This is a genomic window from Fodinibius sp. GM108 (assembly GCF_058386985.1).
In genome coordinates this window covers 67,020-81,882 of sequence record NZ_JBYEIR010000012.1, presented here as the reverse complement: position 1 = coordinate 81,882, position 14,863 = coordinate 67,020, and the positions used below count along the sequence as shown (strand labels likewise).

The following is a 14,863-nucleotide window of genomic DNA, read 5'->3' as shown; positions in this document are numbered from 1 at the left end:
ACTTGATCCGCAATCTCGCACGGCAACAGCCCTGAATTTTATTTCAAGATCATACCAGCGGCAACGAGACTACTTTTCTCAGACGTAAGGATCAGCTTCAAAGATGGTCTTACTTATAAAAAAGATTTCTCATGCCAAAGCAGGGATATGTATACATTATCTCCAATAAAACCCGGACCGTTCTCTACACCGGTGTTACCTCCTCATTGATTTTCAGGATACAAAAACACCGGCAGAGTGAGGGATGTTATTTCACCCGAAAATATAATACCAGATATCTTCTGTATTATGAGGAATACGAAAGTATTCAGCGGGCTATTGAACGGGAGAAACAGATAAAAAACTGGAAACGTGAATGGAAACTGGAACTGATCAAGAAAGTAAATCCTAAATGCGAGATATTTGGGAAGAGACAGTTAAAGACTTTGACAGTAGTAACCGCTGATAAAAATTTCGTGCTAATCTCATCCTTCCCTGCCGCGCGAGATCCCGCATCGTAGTGCGGGATGACGTCGAACAGATGTTTTATCCCTTCCCCTCATTCCGAAGCTCCTGCTTCGGAACAGCTTGCTACATTCCCAAGCAGGAGCTTGGGGAATGAGATGTTAATAGAAGAACATCACTATGGTTCGAGCGCCCGCTTGGCGTCACTACCCTTCAGCATATGCGGTACGCTTGCGCTATTGCCATTGCCGCTGGTGTCATGGATAAAAAATAGTAATCCCGGAGTCGAAACTCCGAGATAACTATTTGGGACAACAATCACTCCTGAATACCAGGGTCAAACAATATTAGCAACCATTGTCTTAGCCTGATCTAACCTGTTCGTTTTAGAAAGCGTAACAATTAGCTTCCGTTTAAAATCGCGATCATCAGGATATGCGTTATGAAGTTTTGTATATATAGATGAGACATATTCATACCACTCTTTCTTCATAAACATCGTCATAATGTCATCCAGCTCTTCTCGATACGCTTCGTCCATTTCATTTGGCGGTAGAACATTACCAAATAATCGTTCAAATAAATTTACGGAACGTTCAAAGTTGCCTAACTCAACAGACAGTAAGAGTGCTTTTTGAAGCAGATCCCGATTGACATTTCCACGCTTAAAGGTAAAGAGCACATTAAAATATTCTATTGCATCAGAACGATGTCCGGCTTTCAATGCTACATCCGCTAACTTAACGAGCGATTTCTCCTCTTTCATGTAGCGGTCGAAATTGGCACTGGAATTCAACGACAAACGCTCATAATATTTTTTAAGCGTCACATAAGCTTTCTGCCACTCTTTTCTGAGCTCATAGATCCGAAATTGTATTAAATACGGCAACCGCTGAAAAGGATCAGCTTCAAGCGACTGTTTGGTTAATGACAATGCTTTTTGCCACTTGTGCTGCTCAGCCATACAACTGGCCAATCCGTTTACGCCGGCCAGTCGATCAAACGGTAATAATTTTTCCTTCTTCAGCAATTGGCGATACTGTGCAGCAGCATATACATACTTCTTCTTCTCGAAATAACGTTTACCCTGTACTAAAAAAAGCTTGGGGGCATACGTTTGAATGGATAACTCTTCATCAATATCAACGTGATCAATAGGACTGCTTTCACGCTCAAAGAATATCGGCTGATCTATTAATCCTATTTCATTACTCCGAATAAATTTAGTCGCATCCGGCAGGTTCTGCCCCGCAAACAGATCGGCCGACTGGGCGACCTCTTTGTTTACCAGCCTCATCTGATAATACTGGAAGTGATTTCCATTTTCTTCATTTTTTATTATTGCCGGCGTCCATTTTCCTGCACTCAACGTTTTCTTGCCCGGCAAACTACTAAACCGCAGCTGTTCATCATCTTCTACAAAAAGAACCCACGGTAATTCTGCTTCATCTACTAACGAGTTCCAAATTGATGATTTTGGCTGTACAGAATCATATTCGTACCATGACATATCATGTAAAGAACCCGGTGCAGCAAACGGAGCTGCAATTTTAAGTTGACCAAAGCGCTCGGTAAGCTGCTTAATTTTTTTTCGGTCGACATATTTTCGATCCGTCAGAAAGAGTACCGCTTCTATCCAATTTACTTCCTGCTTCCCCTGATGTGATACTGCTATAAGTTCCGATTCCATAATAACCTCATCCATTTATTACATGGTCTGTGTAAGACTAAATGTAGTTTAATAGTGTATTTTCAAACATCTTGCTGTGTACCGCCATCGCCGACTCAAAGGCAACCTGGTTTCGCTGCATATTAGAAAACGCCTCGGCATAATTCGTATCAACCAGTTCACTAATATCCGACTCTTGGGTTATTTTTGTGGATTCATATTGCTCAAACATGAAATCCATGCGGTTAATATTGTCTCCAAGCCTCGAAGCTGAATCTGTTACATGATCAATAACCTTATCGCTGTCTTCAAGCAGGTTATCAAATTGATCTTTGTCATTATTGCGCAAAGCATTTTCTACGTTTTCAAGAAAGTCAAACAGATCCCCGGCAGAGGTATCGGCAATTTCCTGTCCGGTTATACTGATATCAATCTCTACACCGTCAGCTGCTGTTATATGCGGAGCATCATCATTGCTATTATTTGTAACATTAGTACCAGCCAGTTCAAATGGTTTATTCCCACTGTTCGTACCCGCAAAAAGATATCGTTCGCCATATTGTATATTCAGACTGTCCACGATACGATTACGTATGCCTGCAACTTCATCAGCCATATTTTCGCGCTCACTGGTGCCTACCGAATCTGAGGCCCCTTTCACTAACAAATCTTTCACACTGATTAAACTATCAATAACACCATCTATGGTATCCTGGGCCAACCGTCCCTGCCGCAGTCCACTGTTGATATTGCTTTGAAACTGTTCAACTTTATGGAGATCGGCTTCAATAATACGACTGCTTTGAAAACTGATTGGATCTTGAGAAGCTCTCCGCACTTTGAGTCCGCTCGACAAGTCAGATTGTATTTCGGCCATTTCGCCGCGATTTTTATTAACATCCCGCATAAAGTTATCGAATATTGTCTTTTGTGTTACACGCATAATATTATCTGATTATACTAAGGAGAGTGTCATACATATCCTGGGCTGAACTCATCACCTTGGCTGCTCCCTGATATGCATTTTGATATTTGATCATTTTGCTAAGCTCTTCATCGATATTTACCCCGGCCGTTCGCTCTTGCTGGGTTTTCAGCATCTGGATTTCAGAATCACGAGCCTCTATCGTGGAATAAATACCATCCAGTTGCTTCCCTGGCTCACTGATCAAACTTACCGTAAAATTAGTCAGCGTCTGGTTTTGACTGGTGTCACCAATCACTTTTTGATTACGCAGATTTGCAATTTCAGACGCAATTTCTCCGTTTCCGGCCTCACCATCCGTATCAGAAGCGGCAATATGTTTTGAATTATTAACCAGCTCGTCATTTATCTGGATTGTTTCAGCTGTTGTCCCACCGGGGTTAAAAAAGTTACGCTGCGTATTGTCTTCCAGTCCATAACCGCTGCTGTGTAAATCATTTACCTCTGATACTATGGTGGATGCTAAATTATCCAACTTCTTTTTCAGGTCGGGGATACCCTCTTCATACATTTCTATTTCAGCCCCGATTTTTCCGCCGGATGGCTGAATAACGAGTCCGTTATCGAGTCTTAGTCTATATTTGTTATTTGTACTATCAACCTCAGATCGAATGTTATACTTGCGGTCCCCATCTACCACACTCAGCCCGCCAATCTTTATTTCCATGGCGCCAGTACTTGTTTCCTGGCTGTCAAAATCTACTAATTCCGATAACTCTTCCATCTTAGCTACACGTTTGTCAAGACTGGTAAAGTCAGGATTTCCTTTCGCTTCCGCTTCTTTAATCGACTGGTTTAGTTCGTTAATGTCGCTCAGCAATCCATTAATAGAATCCACTGTTTTGCCCGCAAATTCTTTTAGCAGCTCGCTATTTTCATCAATATTCCTACTGGTCTCGCGAAGCTTGCTCGTAAACTGCTGAGTCTCACTAATTAAGTTATTGCGTACACTCACATCCTGAGGATTACTGGCCAAATCAGAAAAGTTATCAAACAATCCCCCGATCTGAGTATCCAGATCATTACCATAATCCGAGACCAAACTTGACTCCAGCTTTTCATAGACATCCGCTTTTTTTTGCAGATATCCCATATCTTGCTGCTTTTCATTGATCAACATATCGTTCATTTTATCGCGCAAACGACTCACCTCATCAACGTTTACTCCCAATCCAGCATGCGATTGATCCATCTGCATGCCGTTAGGTGATTTTTCTACGCGCTGTCGACTGTAGCCAGGGGTATCAGCATTGATAATGTTATTGGATGTTACCGACATAGATCGCTCTGATCCACGCAGACCACTTTTTGCTATTTCAAATAATGAATTCATATCTAAGCCTCTTTATTTACTGCAATTCCGGAAGATATTTCCTCTTTATTTCCTTTCGAACTGTAATGGGTATGCTTTTCATTATGAAGGCTGTAAACAGACTGGATCAGTGATGCATTTTGTTCAACTGCAAATTCAAGAAGTCTATTTAAGTTCTGATGCTTTTGCTTCAGATCGCGTGTTTGCTTGCCAAGATCCTCTTGCCATTCATTGATAATATTCTGCGATTGTGGAAATACCTCTTTCAAACTTTCCAGTCGTAGCTCATCAACATTGTCAGATTCCTCCACCAACGACTGTAGATGATTGACAAATCGATGCTCCTGCTCTTTAAAGCTTGATTTCAGATTGGTGTATTTCCCGACGTAATGGTCAATATCATCTGTTTTACCAGATATAACAGCCTTGGCTTGTTTGTCAAGAACATCCATCAGCTTTCGAGATATTCGCTGTAGTTCCCTTATGATATCTTCAAACTCGTTTAATGCTTTCGTGGTTATCATATCCACCAATTAGTTTAAATATTATTCAATTAATTTGAGCTATGGTTTTACCCACCCCTACCCCTCCCGTGGAGGGGTGTGTTATTTCTACGTGAAACAAGATCATAGCTTATTATACTCCGCTATGAGATCGGCCATTCCTAACTTTCCTTGCTTTGCTATCTCATTTGCAAGTGTTTCCGTAATATGCCTTCGATACATATTATTCGATTGTCCCATGAGTCCATTTTTATCGCCCATTTTAAAAGAATCTTTAGTCATCTCGCTAACCAGTTTCTTGGCGAAAATTTTTTCGAACTCGGTGGCAACTTCTTCCTTTTTACTTTGTTTGTTTTGTATTCCATCAATTTGACTTTGCATTGACTGAGAAATTGAACCGATATCCATAGATACTAGAATTTATGTGTTACTGTTAATTTTCTTCTGAGCTACATTACAATAAGCTCACCCTGCAGCGCTCCGGCCCGGTCAAGAGCTTGAAAAATGGAGATAATATCCCGGGGACTTAATCCCAGTGAATCCAAAGCGTCTGCCAGCTGCTGCACATTGGTATTGGGCTCAAGCACCATATTCTGGGCTGCTTCTTCGCTTATTCCTACACTGGGTACCGGTACAACTTCTGTGTCGCCACCACTAAATGGCGGAGGCTGACTAATAAAAGGCGTTACCTGCGTCCGTACCTGCACACTACCGTGCGATACCAACGCGTCATCAATCGTTACACCACCGCCAGCAACGATAGTACCGGTTCGCTCGTTAATAACCACGCGCGCCGGTCTTTCAAGCTCTACTTCCTGTTCCATTATAGTACTGATAAAAATATTCCGCATCCCCTGCTCCTGAAATGCTTCCGGCCATTCCACCTGGATTAATCCGGGATTGTAAACTGAAGCTAACTGCTCATCAAAATTTTCATTTATCGTCTCTACAATTTGACGCGTATTCACATAACTCGGTTTTTCCACAACAAGGCTGAGTTGTTCATTGGGATTGAGCTGGAAATCATTATCCTTTTCTACGGTTCCGCCGCCGGGAACGGTTGCGGTCAACGATCCATTTCGTGATACCCGAGAACTTCCTATCTCTTCATTGATGCCGCCTACAATAAGCGGCCCCTGTGCCGTAGCAAATAACTCTTTGGTTTGGGGATCCAACAGAGGCGTCTCAAGTAAAACACCGCCTTCCAAACTACTGGCATCACCCATAGAAGAAACGGTAACATCTATTTCGCTTCCCCTGGCATTATAGGCACCCACTTCGGCCGTGACCATAACAGCGGCCACATTTCGCGTACGAAGGCGTTCTGAATCTACCGTAATGCCAAAATTCTCAAGCATATTGGCAATGGAACGCACGGTAAACTGAGCGCCCCTTCGGCTTATCGTTCGGTCACCGGTACGATCCAGCCCGGCCACCAAGCCATAGCCAATTACTTTTTTGGAATTGGCATCTTTCACCTTCAGCACGCTACTCAACTTGGTTTGTCCCTCAGCTTCGGACATAAAACAGGCAACCAGCACAACAGATACCAAAACCTGCAGGTAATATTTTTTCGTCATCTTCATATTCTTCAATATCATTCTGATCCTAGTTCATTGCTTTAAATACCGCTACTGCAGCTAAACCAACGCCTACTGCTGTCAAAGCGGCCCTTTTCAGGAAGCCTTCTTTTTTTGTCAATCCATGTACATCCCCTTCCTTTTCATAATTAATTTTTGCATTACTCACGTGGTACGACAACACGCGGTTGTCACCGTCAATATCAGTTCGTCGCACTACGCCGCTCAGATCAATTTGATGTTTTTCACCATTGATTTCGGTGGATCGACTGCCTTCGACAACCAAATTGCCCGATGGCGTCAATTCCACGACCTCTACAGTCATTCGCCCTTTTAATAGTTGCCCCTGATTGGTTGACGCCGCTTCATCAGCATCGTAGTTGACCTCTGCATCAGAGCCAAAGGTAGGCTGAAAAGGGATAAAGTTACCAGACACCGATCCCCCGGCACTGGCATCGGCATTTGAAGAATTTTTTGCATCGGAACTGGTGCTACCCGATATATTCTCCTGTAAAATTATTGTCAATATATCACCTACCTGTGCTGCCTTGGGGTCTTCATAGAGCGAATGCTGGCTATATCCCACGGCGGTTATGCTTAGAAAAAGCAGAACCGCTGCAACTCTTTTTGTAATTAAAGCGAGCTTTGCAAAATCTACCATGTCATGCAGTCCCGAAAGCTTTCGGGACAGGGTGCCACGGACTTTGCAAGGTCTATTTAAAGTGTGTTTTTCCATTGTATTATTCCCGGACGAATGACTTCGCCCTCATATTTTTTTCGTGTTTCACTACTGTAAATTCTTATTCGTTCCCCCTGCGCCCCATTTTCACGGGCTTCGCCGGACACCTGAACCTGAACGCCATTACGTTCTATAACCACCTTGACCTCATCACCAGCTTCGACAATTATTTCTCTGCTTATCATGGATCTCCTCACGGGTTGCCCGGAAAGCAATGTTTTTCGGAGCGTCTTTCCTTCCAATCTCTCCATATTTTCGATATAGTCTCCACTGTTCCGGGACAATGAAACCCATTGATACGACAAATCTGAGCTGTTCAATTCCTCTCCTCGTCTTACCCGCTCGATTACAACAGGCAATTTTTGCTCGGCCTCTACCTTTAGCTGTATCTCGGTACGCTGACGTGCACCGCCCTGCTGATATAAAACCTCAAAATTAGTATGACGCTTTACATTTCCCTGCAGCTCCAGCGCCAAAATATTACCCGGCGAAAGTTGCAAAAGCCGATTGGGAATCCAGCGCGCCTGCACCTCAAACCGATATTCTCCATCCGAGAAACGTCGTTCTAATTGTTCACGGGCTTTTTCCAGGATTACGGATTCCGCATCTGCTAAATCAATAACAGCGACTGATACAGCTGTCTCGCTAATGTCTGCTCGATCTAAAGCAAACATAGGGGAAGCACCTTTTGCCGGAATCATCCCCAGAAAAAAGAGGCCACAGAAAAATATTATGCCTGCCATTACCTTTTGAAACATTATAATTATCTGTTATATGATTATATTAAATAACCCTGAGCACTGAGTTTCGAGCCTTTTCTGACCCACCCCTGTCTCCTTCCGCCGGCTGGCGGAGAAGATAAGTCTCTCCCGAAAGCTTTCGGGAGGGATTTAAGAGTGTGCTAGTACCCTTATCCTTGCTTGCTCTTTAAAATCATCTACCGAATCGGCCACTATCTATTGAATTAACGTTTGATTGAATTTGTAACCGACATCATTTCTTCAGCCGATTGTACCATCTTCGAATTCGTTTCATAAGCACGCTGAGCCTCAATGAGTGCAACCATCTCATTCACAACATCCACATTTGAATCCTCCAGAAATCCCTGACGTACGGCGCCAAAACCTTCAGCTCCGGGATGATCCACAAATGGCATACCCGAGGCCTGTGTTTCCTGGAATAAGTTATCTCCCAGCGCTTCAAGTCCAGCCGGATTTGAAAACTTGGCCAGTTCGATCTGACCCAGCTCGATTTGTTCTCCTTCACCCGACATCATTGCCGTCACAGTTCCATCTTGTGATATTTGAACGGCCTTGGCCTCCATCGGCACCTCAATCTGTTCTGCGAGGGGGAGACCGGAATTGTTCACCAACATTCCCGAAGAGTCGCGACTGAAATTACCATCTCTCGTATAGGCAATCGAACCGTCAGGTCTTTCTACGCGGAAAAATCCTTCCCCGCTAATTCCCAGGTCCAGTGGATTTCCGGTCTCTGACATCGAACCCTGCATAAAGTTTCGGATGGTCGACACTGCCTGTGATCCATGTCCTATTTGTAAGCGTGGGCTATCATTTGAGATTCTGCTTGACGCCCCACCCGGCTTGGATACGGCAATATCTTCATAGAAAAGATCCTGAAAAGCGATATTGCTTCGCTTAAATCCTGTAGTACCGACATTGGCTAGATTATTGGCAATGTTATCAACTGACTTTTGCTGAGCACTCATCCCGAGCGCTGCGGTATCTAAAGCTCTAAAAGGCATAATGTTCTCGTTTGTTCAAATTAAAATTTTCCTAATTTCGATGTCGCTTGTCCCACCATCTGATCCGTTGTTGTCATAGCTCGCTGCTGTGACTCAAACATTTTGGTGGTTTTCATCATATCTACCATTTCCTCAAGGGCATCTACATTGCCCGACTCATAGTAACCCTGCAACACATTGCTCGACTGATCATCTATCAACGCATTGCCCGGTGCACTAAAGTAGTTATTACCCTTACGCTCCAGATGAGATGTATCTTCAATTTTTACCACCTTGAGCTGATCAAATACCTCATTGTTTAATCGTATAGTTCCATCTTTAGCTACTTCAAGCTTGGCCTGCTCCCCGCTTTCACCGGTTGCTTTCATATATTCAGGCATATGGATGGGACCGGAGTCGCCCATAACTCGCGCTCCTTTATCGTCCACCAAGTACCCGTCACTATTGAAATGCATTCGTCCGTCGCGCGTCAGGTGCGTACCGTTTTCATCTTCAACGACAAAAAACCCTTCTCCTTTAATACCGAAATCGAGCATGTTATTGGTCGGTTCCAAGACTCCCTGTCGCATATCAATTTGTTGTTGCGGTATCGACCGGGAAACCATTTTTCCGTCAATACGCTCTTGCACCATTTTTTGGAAAACGTTGCTCCCTTTAAATCCGGGAGTATTGATATTCGCTAAATTATTAGCAGTAACATCCTGCATTTTTGTAAGCATCTGCATAGCCTGCATCTGCGCCTGTAATCGTTCAATCATAATCTTTATCTGATTGGTTATTGCATTTTGGCAAATCCGGGAATTACCGGATGAGATGATAGTACTTTCAAATTTTATGCCACTGATGTTTCATTAACTTTACCCCGCACCTATCCGCTGACAGGTAACCCCGCAAATACCTACTTCCCTTATATAATAAGGTGTAAATCGCTGTTTTAGCCGGATAAGAATGCCATGACGGACTGATTCGACCTCATTTTGGGAAATCCGGTCAAAAAGACCGCTGCTATGGAAATGTTTTCCGTCCATGGGGGATTATTTCTCCCTCACTGACTTAAATAATTTATTCAGCCTCATAAAACGAACACTCTTCGATATGGTACTGTATTTGATTTATCTCTACACTCATGTCAGATCAAAACTCAGCACAGGAAAAAACAGAAGATCCCACTCAAAAGCGGCTTGAAAAAGCTCGCGAGGAAGGGAATGTAGCTTTCAGCACCGAAATATCGTCGGTCATGCTGATGGTTGTATCGCTGCTGACGGTTCTTGCCATGGGTGATTTTATCTACGGGCGAATTCAAGCTCTTTTTGAAACTTTCTTTTTAAATGCGCAGATGGCGCTTGATAACCAGAATAACGCTGTAGAATACCTGGGATTGGCTTTTCGGTACGGCCTGGAGGCTATGATGCCTATACTCATTGTCTTAATGGTAACTGCCTTGGTTGTCAACCTGATTCAAACAAAAGGCGCTTTTTCATTTAAGGCCATAAAGCCTAAACCCAGCAAACTTAATCCCATAAATGGGATTAAAAATATTTTTTCGATGAAGGGATTAGTGGAGCTGGCAAAGGGTGTACTTAAACTGTCAATTATAGGAAGCATTCTTTACATCACTGTAAGTCCCAATATTGAGCATTTTGTTTCTCTTGCCGTAATGCCGTTTGAATACAACATCAGTGAGTCGGGACATTTCGTACTACTCTTTTTAGGCAGAATTTTTGCAGCTCTCCTTGTACTGGCTATTGCTGATGCTATCTATCAGCAGTATCAACATAAAGAAGATCTTAAAATGACAAAGAAAGAAGTCAAAGATGAACATAAAGAGACACAGGGGAACCCCCAGGTGAAAAGCAAGCAGAAAGAAATGGGGCAATCGTTTCTTAAAAAACGGATGGATCATGCGGTTATGGAGTCGGATGTGGTGGTTACCAATCCTACACACTATGCCATAGCCTTGCAGTACGATCCCGAAGAAAATACTGCCCCTATTGTAATGGCGAAGGGACAACGTTTAAGAGCTCAAAAGATTAAAGATCTGGCCAGGGAATTTAACATCCCTATTGTTGAAAATAAGCCGGTAGCACAAGCCTTGTTTGCATCCGCTGAAGTAGATCAACATATCCCCGGAGAACTGTATCGCGCCGTGGCAGAAATACTTGCTTACGTTTATAAACTCAAAAACAAACACAATATCTGATACGAAGAAATGGCTTTTCAGAATATCACAACCAGCAAACTTAAGAACCGGTTTCTACAAACCGATGTTCTGATTTCTTCGAGCATCATTGTCATTATACTGATAATGATTATACCATTTCCGCCGGTAATGATGGATTTTTTCCTGGCGCTGAACATCTCGCTCTCCATCATTGTGATGCTGGTGGCTTTTTATACTATCAAACCGCTTGAGTTTGCTGTATTTCCGGGCATGCTGCTCATTTTAACGCTGTTCCGACTTTCACTTAATATTGCCTCGACCAGGCTGATTTTGAGTGAAGGATATGCCGGATCAATTATTGAGTCGTTTGGCGGCTTTATCGTACAAGGTAACTATGTGATCGGGATAATTATTTTTGCTGTACTGATTATTATCAACTTTGTAGTGATTACAAAAGGTGCAACCCGCATCGCCGAAGTAGGCGCCCGCTTTACGCTGGATGCGATGCCCGGTAAGCAGATGTCGATCGATGCGGATTTAAGCGCGGGATTAATAACGGACAGAGAAGCCAAAGAACGACGTGAGGAGATTGCACGCGAAGCTGATTTTTATGGTGCCATGGATGGTGCCAGTAAATTTGTACGCGGTGATGTTATTGCCGGACTGCTAATCACATGCATTAATATTATAGGCGGTCTTGTTATTGGTACCGTACAAAATGGTATGGGGATGGGAGAAGCGGCCCGTCTGTACACACTGCTTACCGTCGGTGATGGTTTGGTAACGCAGATTCCCGCACTCCTGATTTCTACATCAGCCGGTATTATTGTATCGCGCGCCGCATCCGAAGGAAACTTAAGTAAAGAGCTAACCAGTCAACTGCTTGGAAATCCAAAAACTCTTGTGTTGGGATCAGTATTCGTTTTCTTCCTCGGCGTCATGCCCGGCATGCCGCTTATTCCATTTTCACTGATGACGTGCTTGTTTTTGTTTCTGGCTTATCGCCGTCATCAAGACGAAGAAGAGCAAAAAGAGGTTGAGGAACATCAACAGAAAGAACTGCCAGAACAAGAAGATCGCGTGGAAGATTATCTGCAAATTGATACCCTTGAGATCGAGATTGGATACAGTTTAATATCGATGGTAGAAGAGCAGCAGGGAGGCAACCTGCTCGACCGCATTACTTCGCTTCGCAAGCAGCTGGCTTCGGAGCTGGGCATCATTATTCCATCAGTTCGCATACGCGACAACGTACAGCTGGATGCCAACCGGTATATCATAAAAATGCGCGGTATTGAACAAGGTGACGGAGAACTTCTGACCGACTATCACCTGGCACTTTTACCTTCGGATTTTGACGCTGATATCCAGGGAATTGAAACGAAGGACCCCACTTTTGGAATGGATGCCATCTGGGTAAGCGGAAAAAATAAATCTCAAGCGGAAAAATTTGGTCTTTCCGTAATCGAAGCTGGTGCAGTAATCACAACGCATTTAATGGAAGTGCTTAAAAATAATGCTCATAAATTACTTGATCGCCAGATGGTATCAAGACTCATCGATAATATTGAAGAGCAGTCGCCCACGCTTGTTGAAGAACTTGTTCCCGAAGGCCTGCAGATCGGAGAAATACAAAAGGTTCTCAAACGGCTTCTTCGCGAGCGTATACCCATCAATAACCTTGTCACAATTCTCGAAACGCTGGCCGATCATTGCCAGGAAACCAAAAATACTGATGTTCTGACGGAATATTGCCGTGCAGCCCTCTCTGAAGTGATAACACAAAAATTTGTAGGTGATAGCAATGAGATTGTTGTCGTAATGATGAATTCCAACCTGGAATCACGTCTGATTGAAAAAGCCCAGGAAGGTAATTTGAATGCCAATACGCTGGGACTCAATCCAATGCTGATTGAACAGCTTTACAAAAACGCCTCCGGCACTTTTGAGGATATGATACGTCAGGGATACGACCCTATCCTGCTTACATCGCCGGTGTTGCGACACACACTGTTTGAGTTTTTGGCACCAATTTTGCCAGAAATAAATGTACTGTCATATAACGACATCAGTCAAAATGTACAGTTTAAAACATTTGATCGATTGCAAGTACAAGCCGAATTAAATGAACCTGAAACCGTATGAAATTCAACAACTTTATCGACAAGACATTAAAAGCTGCTAAGCAGAGCGCACAGCAAATTTACGGTGACGACTTTTCTAAGCTGAAGGAGATCACCTCCGAAGACGATGAAGAGCAAGAGCGTAGTTTTTCTAACAGGCAAGAAACATTTGATAAAGAAGATGCGCAAACAAAAGAAGAACTTGCCGAACGTACTGCTCAGGAAGGCGTTGTCTTTGAGCGGTCCGGATCAGAGCCCCAGCTGAAGAATGATGGTAGCTCCACCGGAATCAACGGCAAACTGGATTCAATTCGCCAATATGCTGCCGAACAGAGTACGGGAGATGGGGAAAAGAGTTCAAATAACAGTGAACTACCCGGTAAACAAAATAGATCGGCTAAAACAGATAACAAGCCCGAAATAAAAATTCCAAAGCCGGTTAGTGAACTGTATAGCCGAAAAGATATTCGTCCTCGAAGATCGAAGGATAAAGCGGATTCGGAAGAGCGGAACTTACAACAGGATGGTAACAAGGGGGAGAAAAATCCCCAGGAGAAAACGGAAGCAAATTCGAAGGAATTATATGATCAGCTTGTTAAGGATCTGCCCAATGGTGTTTCAAGCCCCGGCAAGAAAACAGATCAGGAAGAAAAACAGGCAAATAACAAGCAGGATCTGCACAAGCGCTTGGAGCGCCTGGAATCGTTGGTAGAGGGTCAGCTATCCTTTTCGGGGGATAAGCGTGCTAATCATCCTATCTACCACAAGCTTATGGAACGGGGTGTGCCGCAGCAATTAATCACCTCTTGGTTTGAAACAATTAAGCAGGAAGATATTGATCCTGATCAACAGCATGAGCTATTTCGGTCGAAATTGCTGCATCTGATCAGCAAACAGTTACAAGTATCTCAGGCCGGTCCTGCTGCTAAGATGTTGCTATTTACCGGTCGATCAGGAAGCGGTAAATCACACCTGATATTAAAGCTGACAACCCTTACACATTTTTTAGAAACTGATGATATAGCTGTAGTGTCGTTTGTTCCTGATAAAGATTTCATTAAGCAAAATTACAGCATTGTAAAACCATTTTGCCACGAAAATAATATTGACTTTTATCAACTTGAAAATGCAGATGAAGCGGCAAACTATCGTTCGAAATGGAAGTCGTATGACCACGTACTTTTTGAAACACCCGCACTGGAAACCGGTGGTGAATCTTTGATCACGGCCATCAACGAGCTGAACAATGAGCTCCAGTCACAGGCTACTGTTGAAACGCATTACCTGGTTAACACATCGGTACAGGGGGTTGCTTTTAATGATCCGCTAGCAAATGAAGTTGCAGCCGATCATGTAACTCTGACTCACATAGACCGATCGACGAAATGGGGAAAAGCTATTCCGTTGCTTCTCAATACTGATTACAGACTGCGATACATTAGCTGTGGCCCTTCACTTTCAGGTGATCTGCTGCCGTTTGACGCCCAAAAATTTACCCGGAAACTGTTAAGAGCTTAACTGTAAAAGACAAATTTTTAACTAATCAGCGGAAATAGGAATTAAAGAAAATCCAACTATCGCTTAA

General features: G+C 43.3%; 14 protein-coding genes. 4 read left to right on the top strand and 10 right to left on the bottom strand.

What is annotated here, in order from left to right:
* The first annotated feature begins 131 nt into the window (after positions 1-131).
* Entirely contained in the window at positions 132-500 is a 369-nt protein-coding gene (locus ACT3ID_RS17790; RefSeq protein WP_491543413.1) for a GIY-YIG nuclease family protein, read from the top strand.
* A 281-nt stretch (positions 501-781) separates the two neighbouring features.
* On the opposite strand, the gene ACT3ID_RS17785 is transcribed toward ACT3ID_RS17790, so the two are convergent.
* From ACT3ID_RS17785 to ACT3ID_RS17740, 10 genes are all read right to left on the bottom strand, one after another.
* Positions 782-2,134 carry a tetratricopeptide repeat protein gene (locus ACT3ID_RS17785; RefSeq protein ID WP_491543412.1) on the bottom strand — a complete coding sequence of 451 codons (1,353 nt, stop codon included), beginning with the start codon at positions 2,132-2,134 and terminating at the stop codon, positions 782-784.
* 37 nt (positions 2,135-2,171) lie between these two features.
* The gene (locus ACT3ID_RS17780) at positions 2,172-3,056 is read right to left on the bottom strand and encodes a flagellin N-terminal helical domain-containing protein (RefSeq protein ID WP_491543411.1); all 885 of its coding nucleotides are present in this window, start codon (positions 3,054-3,056) and stop codon (positions 2,172-2,174) included.
* A gap of 4 nt (positions 3,057-3,060) precedes the next feature.
* Positions 3,061-4,431 (bottom strand): flagellar hook-associated protein FlgK, encoded by a 1,371-nt coding sequence (gene flgK, locus ACT3ID_RS17775; RefSeq protein WP_491543410.1) that lies wholly within the window; start codon positions 4,429-4,431, stop codon positions 3,061-3,063.
* A gap of 2 nt (positions 4,432-4,433) precedes the next feature.
* Entirely contained in the window at positions 4,434-4,934 is a 501-nt protein-coding gene (gene flgN, locus ACT3ID_RS17770; RefSeq protein WP_491543409.1) for a flagellar export chaperone FlgN, read from the bottom strand.
* 102 nt (positions 4,935-5,036) lie between these two features.
* Positions 5,037-5,321, bottom strand: coding sequence for a hypothetical protein (locus tag ACT3ID_RS17765; RefSeq protein WP_491543408.1), 285 nt, complete (start codon positions 5,319-5,321; stop codon positions 5,037-5,039).
* A gap of 41 nt (positions 5,322-5,362) precedes the next feature.
* Positions 5,363-6,514, bottom strand: a complete 1,152-nt coding sequence (locus tag ACT3ID_RS17760) for a flagellar basal body P-ring protein FlgI (RefSeq protein ID WP_491543407.1) — start codon at positions 6,512-6,514, stop codon at positions 5,363-5,365.
* Positions 6,515-6,521: 7 nt separating this feature from the next.
* Positions 6,522-7,229, bottom strand: coding sequence for a flagellar basal body L-ring protein FlgH (locus ACT3ID_RS17755; protein WP_491543406.1), 708 nt, complete (start codon positions 7,227-7,229; stop codon positions 6,522-6,524).
* Entirely contained in the window at positions 7,211-7,906 is a 696-nt protein-coding gene (gene flgA, locus ACT3ID_RS17750; protein WP_491543405.1) for a flagellar basal body P-ring formation chaperone FlgA, read from the bottom strand. Before flgA ends, ACT3ID_RS17755 begins: the two co-directional genes overlap by 19 nt.
* Before the next feature lie 290 nt (positions 7,907-8,196).
* Entirely contained in the window at positions 8,197-8,994 is a 798-nt protein-coding gene (flgG, locus tag ACT3ID_RS17745; RefSeq protein WP_491543404.1) for a flagellar basal-body rod protein FlgG, read from the bottom strand.
* A gap of 20 nt (positions 8,995-9,014) precedes the next feature.
* Positions 9,015-9,752: a flagellar hook-basal body protein gene (locus ACT3ID_RS17740; RefSeq protein WP_491543403.1), complete on the bottom strand. Its 738-nt coding sequence runs from the start codon at positions 9,750-9,752 to the stop codon at positions 9,015-9,017.
* 368 nt (positions 9,753-10,120) lie between these two features.
* On the opposite strand from ACT3ID_RS17740, the gene flhB reads away from it, so the two are divergent.
* Genes flhB through ACT3ID_RS17725 form a run of 3 tightly spaced genes read left to right on the top strand, consistent with a single transcriptional unit; the run spans position 10,121 to position 14,796 of the window.
* Positions 10,121-11,194, top strand: a complete 1,074-nt coding sequence (gene flhB, locus ACT3ID_RS17735) for a flagellar biosynthesis protein FlhB (protein WP_491543402.1) — start codon at positions 10,121-10,123, stop codon at positions 11,192-11,194.
* A gap of 9 nt (positions 11,195-11,203) precedes the next feature.
* Positions 11,204-13,300, top strand: coding sequence for a flagellar biosynthesis protein FlhA (flhA, locus tag ACT3ID_RS17730; protein ID WP_491543401.1), 2,097 nt, complete (start codon positions 11,204-11,206; stop codon positions 13,298-13,300).
* Positions 13,297-14,796 (top strand): hypothetical protein, encoded by a 1,500-nt coding sequence (locus ACT3ID_RS17725; protein WP_491543400.1) that lies wholly within the window; start codon positions 13,297-13,299, stop codon positions 14,794-14,796. The genes flhA and ACT3ID_RS17725 overlap by 4 nt, the downstream gene beginning before the upstream one ends.
* Positions 14,797-14,863: the final 67 nt, after the last annotated feature.

Coding starts and splice junctions, on each gene's coding strand:
- ACT3ID_RS17790 (WP_491543413.1), top strand. CDS start 132: ATGCCAAAGCAGGGATATGTATACATTATCTCCAATAAAACCCGGACC.
- ACT3ID_RS17785 (WP_491543412.1), bottom strand. CDS start 2,134: ATGGAATCGGAACTTATAGCAGTATCACATCAGGGGAAGCAGGAAGTA.
- ACT3ID_RS17780 (WP_491543411.1), bottom strand. CDS start 3,056: ATGCGTGTAACACAAAAGACAATATTCGATAACTTTATGCGGGATGTT.
- flgK (WP_491543410.1), bottom strand. CDS start 4,431: ATGAATTCATTATTTGAAATAGCAAAAAGTGGTCTGCGTGGATCAGAG.
- flgN (WP_491543409.1), bottom strand. CDS start 4,934: ATGATAACCACGAAAGCATTAAACGAGTTTGAAGATATCATAAGGGAA.
- ACT3ID_RS17765 (WP_491543408.1), bottom strand. CDS start 5,321: ATGGATATCGGTTCAATTTCTCAGTCAATGCAAAGTCAAATTGATGGA.
- ACT3ID_RS17760 (WP_491543407.1), bottom strand. CDS start 6,514: ATGATATTGAAGAATATGAAGATGACGAAAAAATATTACCTGCAGGTT.
- ACT3ID_RS17755 (WP_491543406.1), bottom strand. CDS start 7,229: ATGGAAAAACACACTTTAAATAGACCTTGCAAAGTCCGTGGCACCCTG.
- flgA (WP_491543405.1), bottom strand. CDS start 7,906: ATGTTTGCTTTAGATCGAGCAGACATTAGCGAGACAGCTGTATCAGTC.
- flgG (WP_491543404.1), bottom strand. CDS start 8,994: ATGCCTTTTAGAGCTTTAGATACCGCAGCGCTCGGGATGAGTGCTCAG.
- ACT3ID_RS17740 (WP_491543403.1), bottom strand. CDS start 9,752: ATGATTGAACGATTACAGGCGCAGATGCAGGCTATGCAGATGCTTACA.
- flhB (WP_491543402.1), top strand. CDS start 10,121: ATGTCAGATCAAAACTCAGCACAGGAAAAAACAGAAGATCCCACTCAA.
- flhA (WP_491543401.1), top strand. CDS start 11,204: ATGGCTTTTCAGAATATCACAACCAGCAAACTTAAGAACCGGTTTCTA.
- ACT3ID_RS17725 (WP_491543400.1), top strand. CDS start 13,297: ATGAAATTCAACAACTTTATCGACAAGACATTAAAAGCTGCTAAGCAG.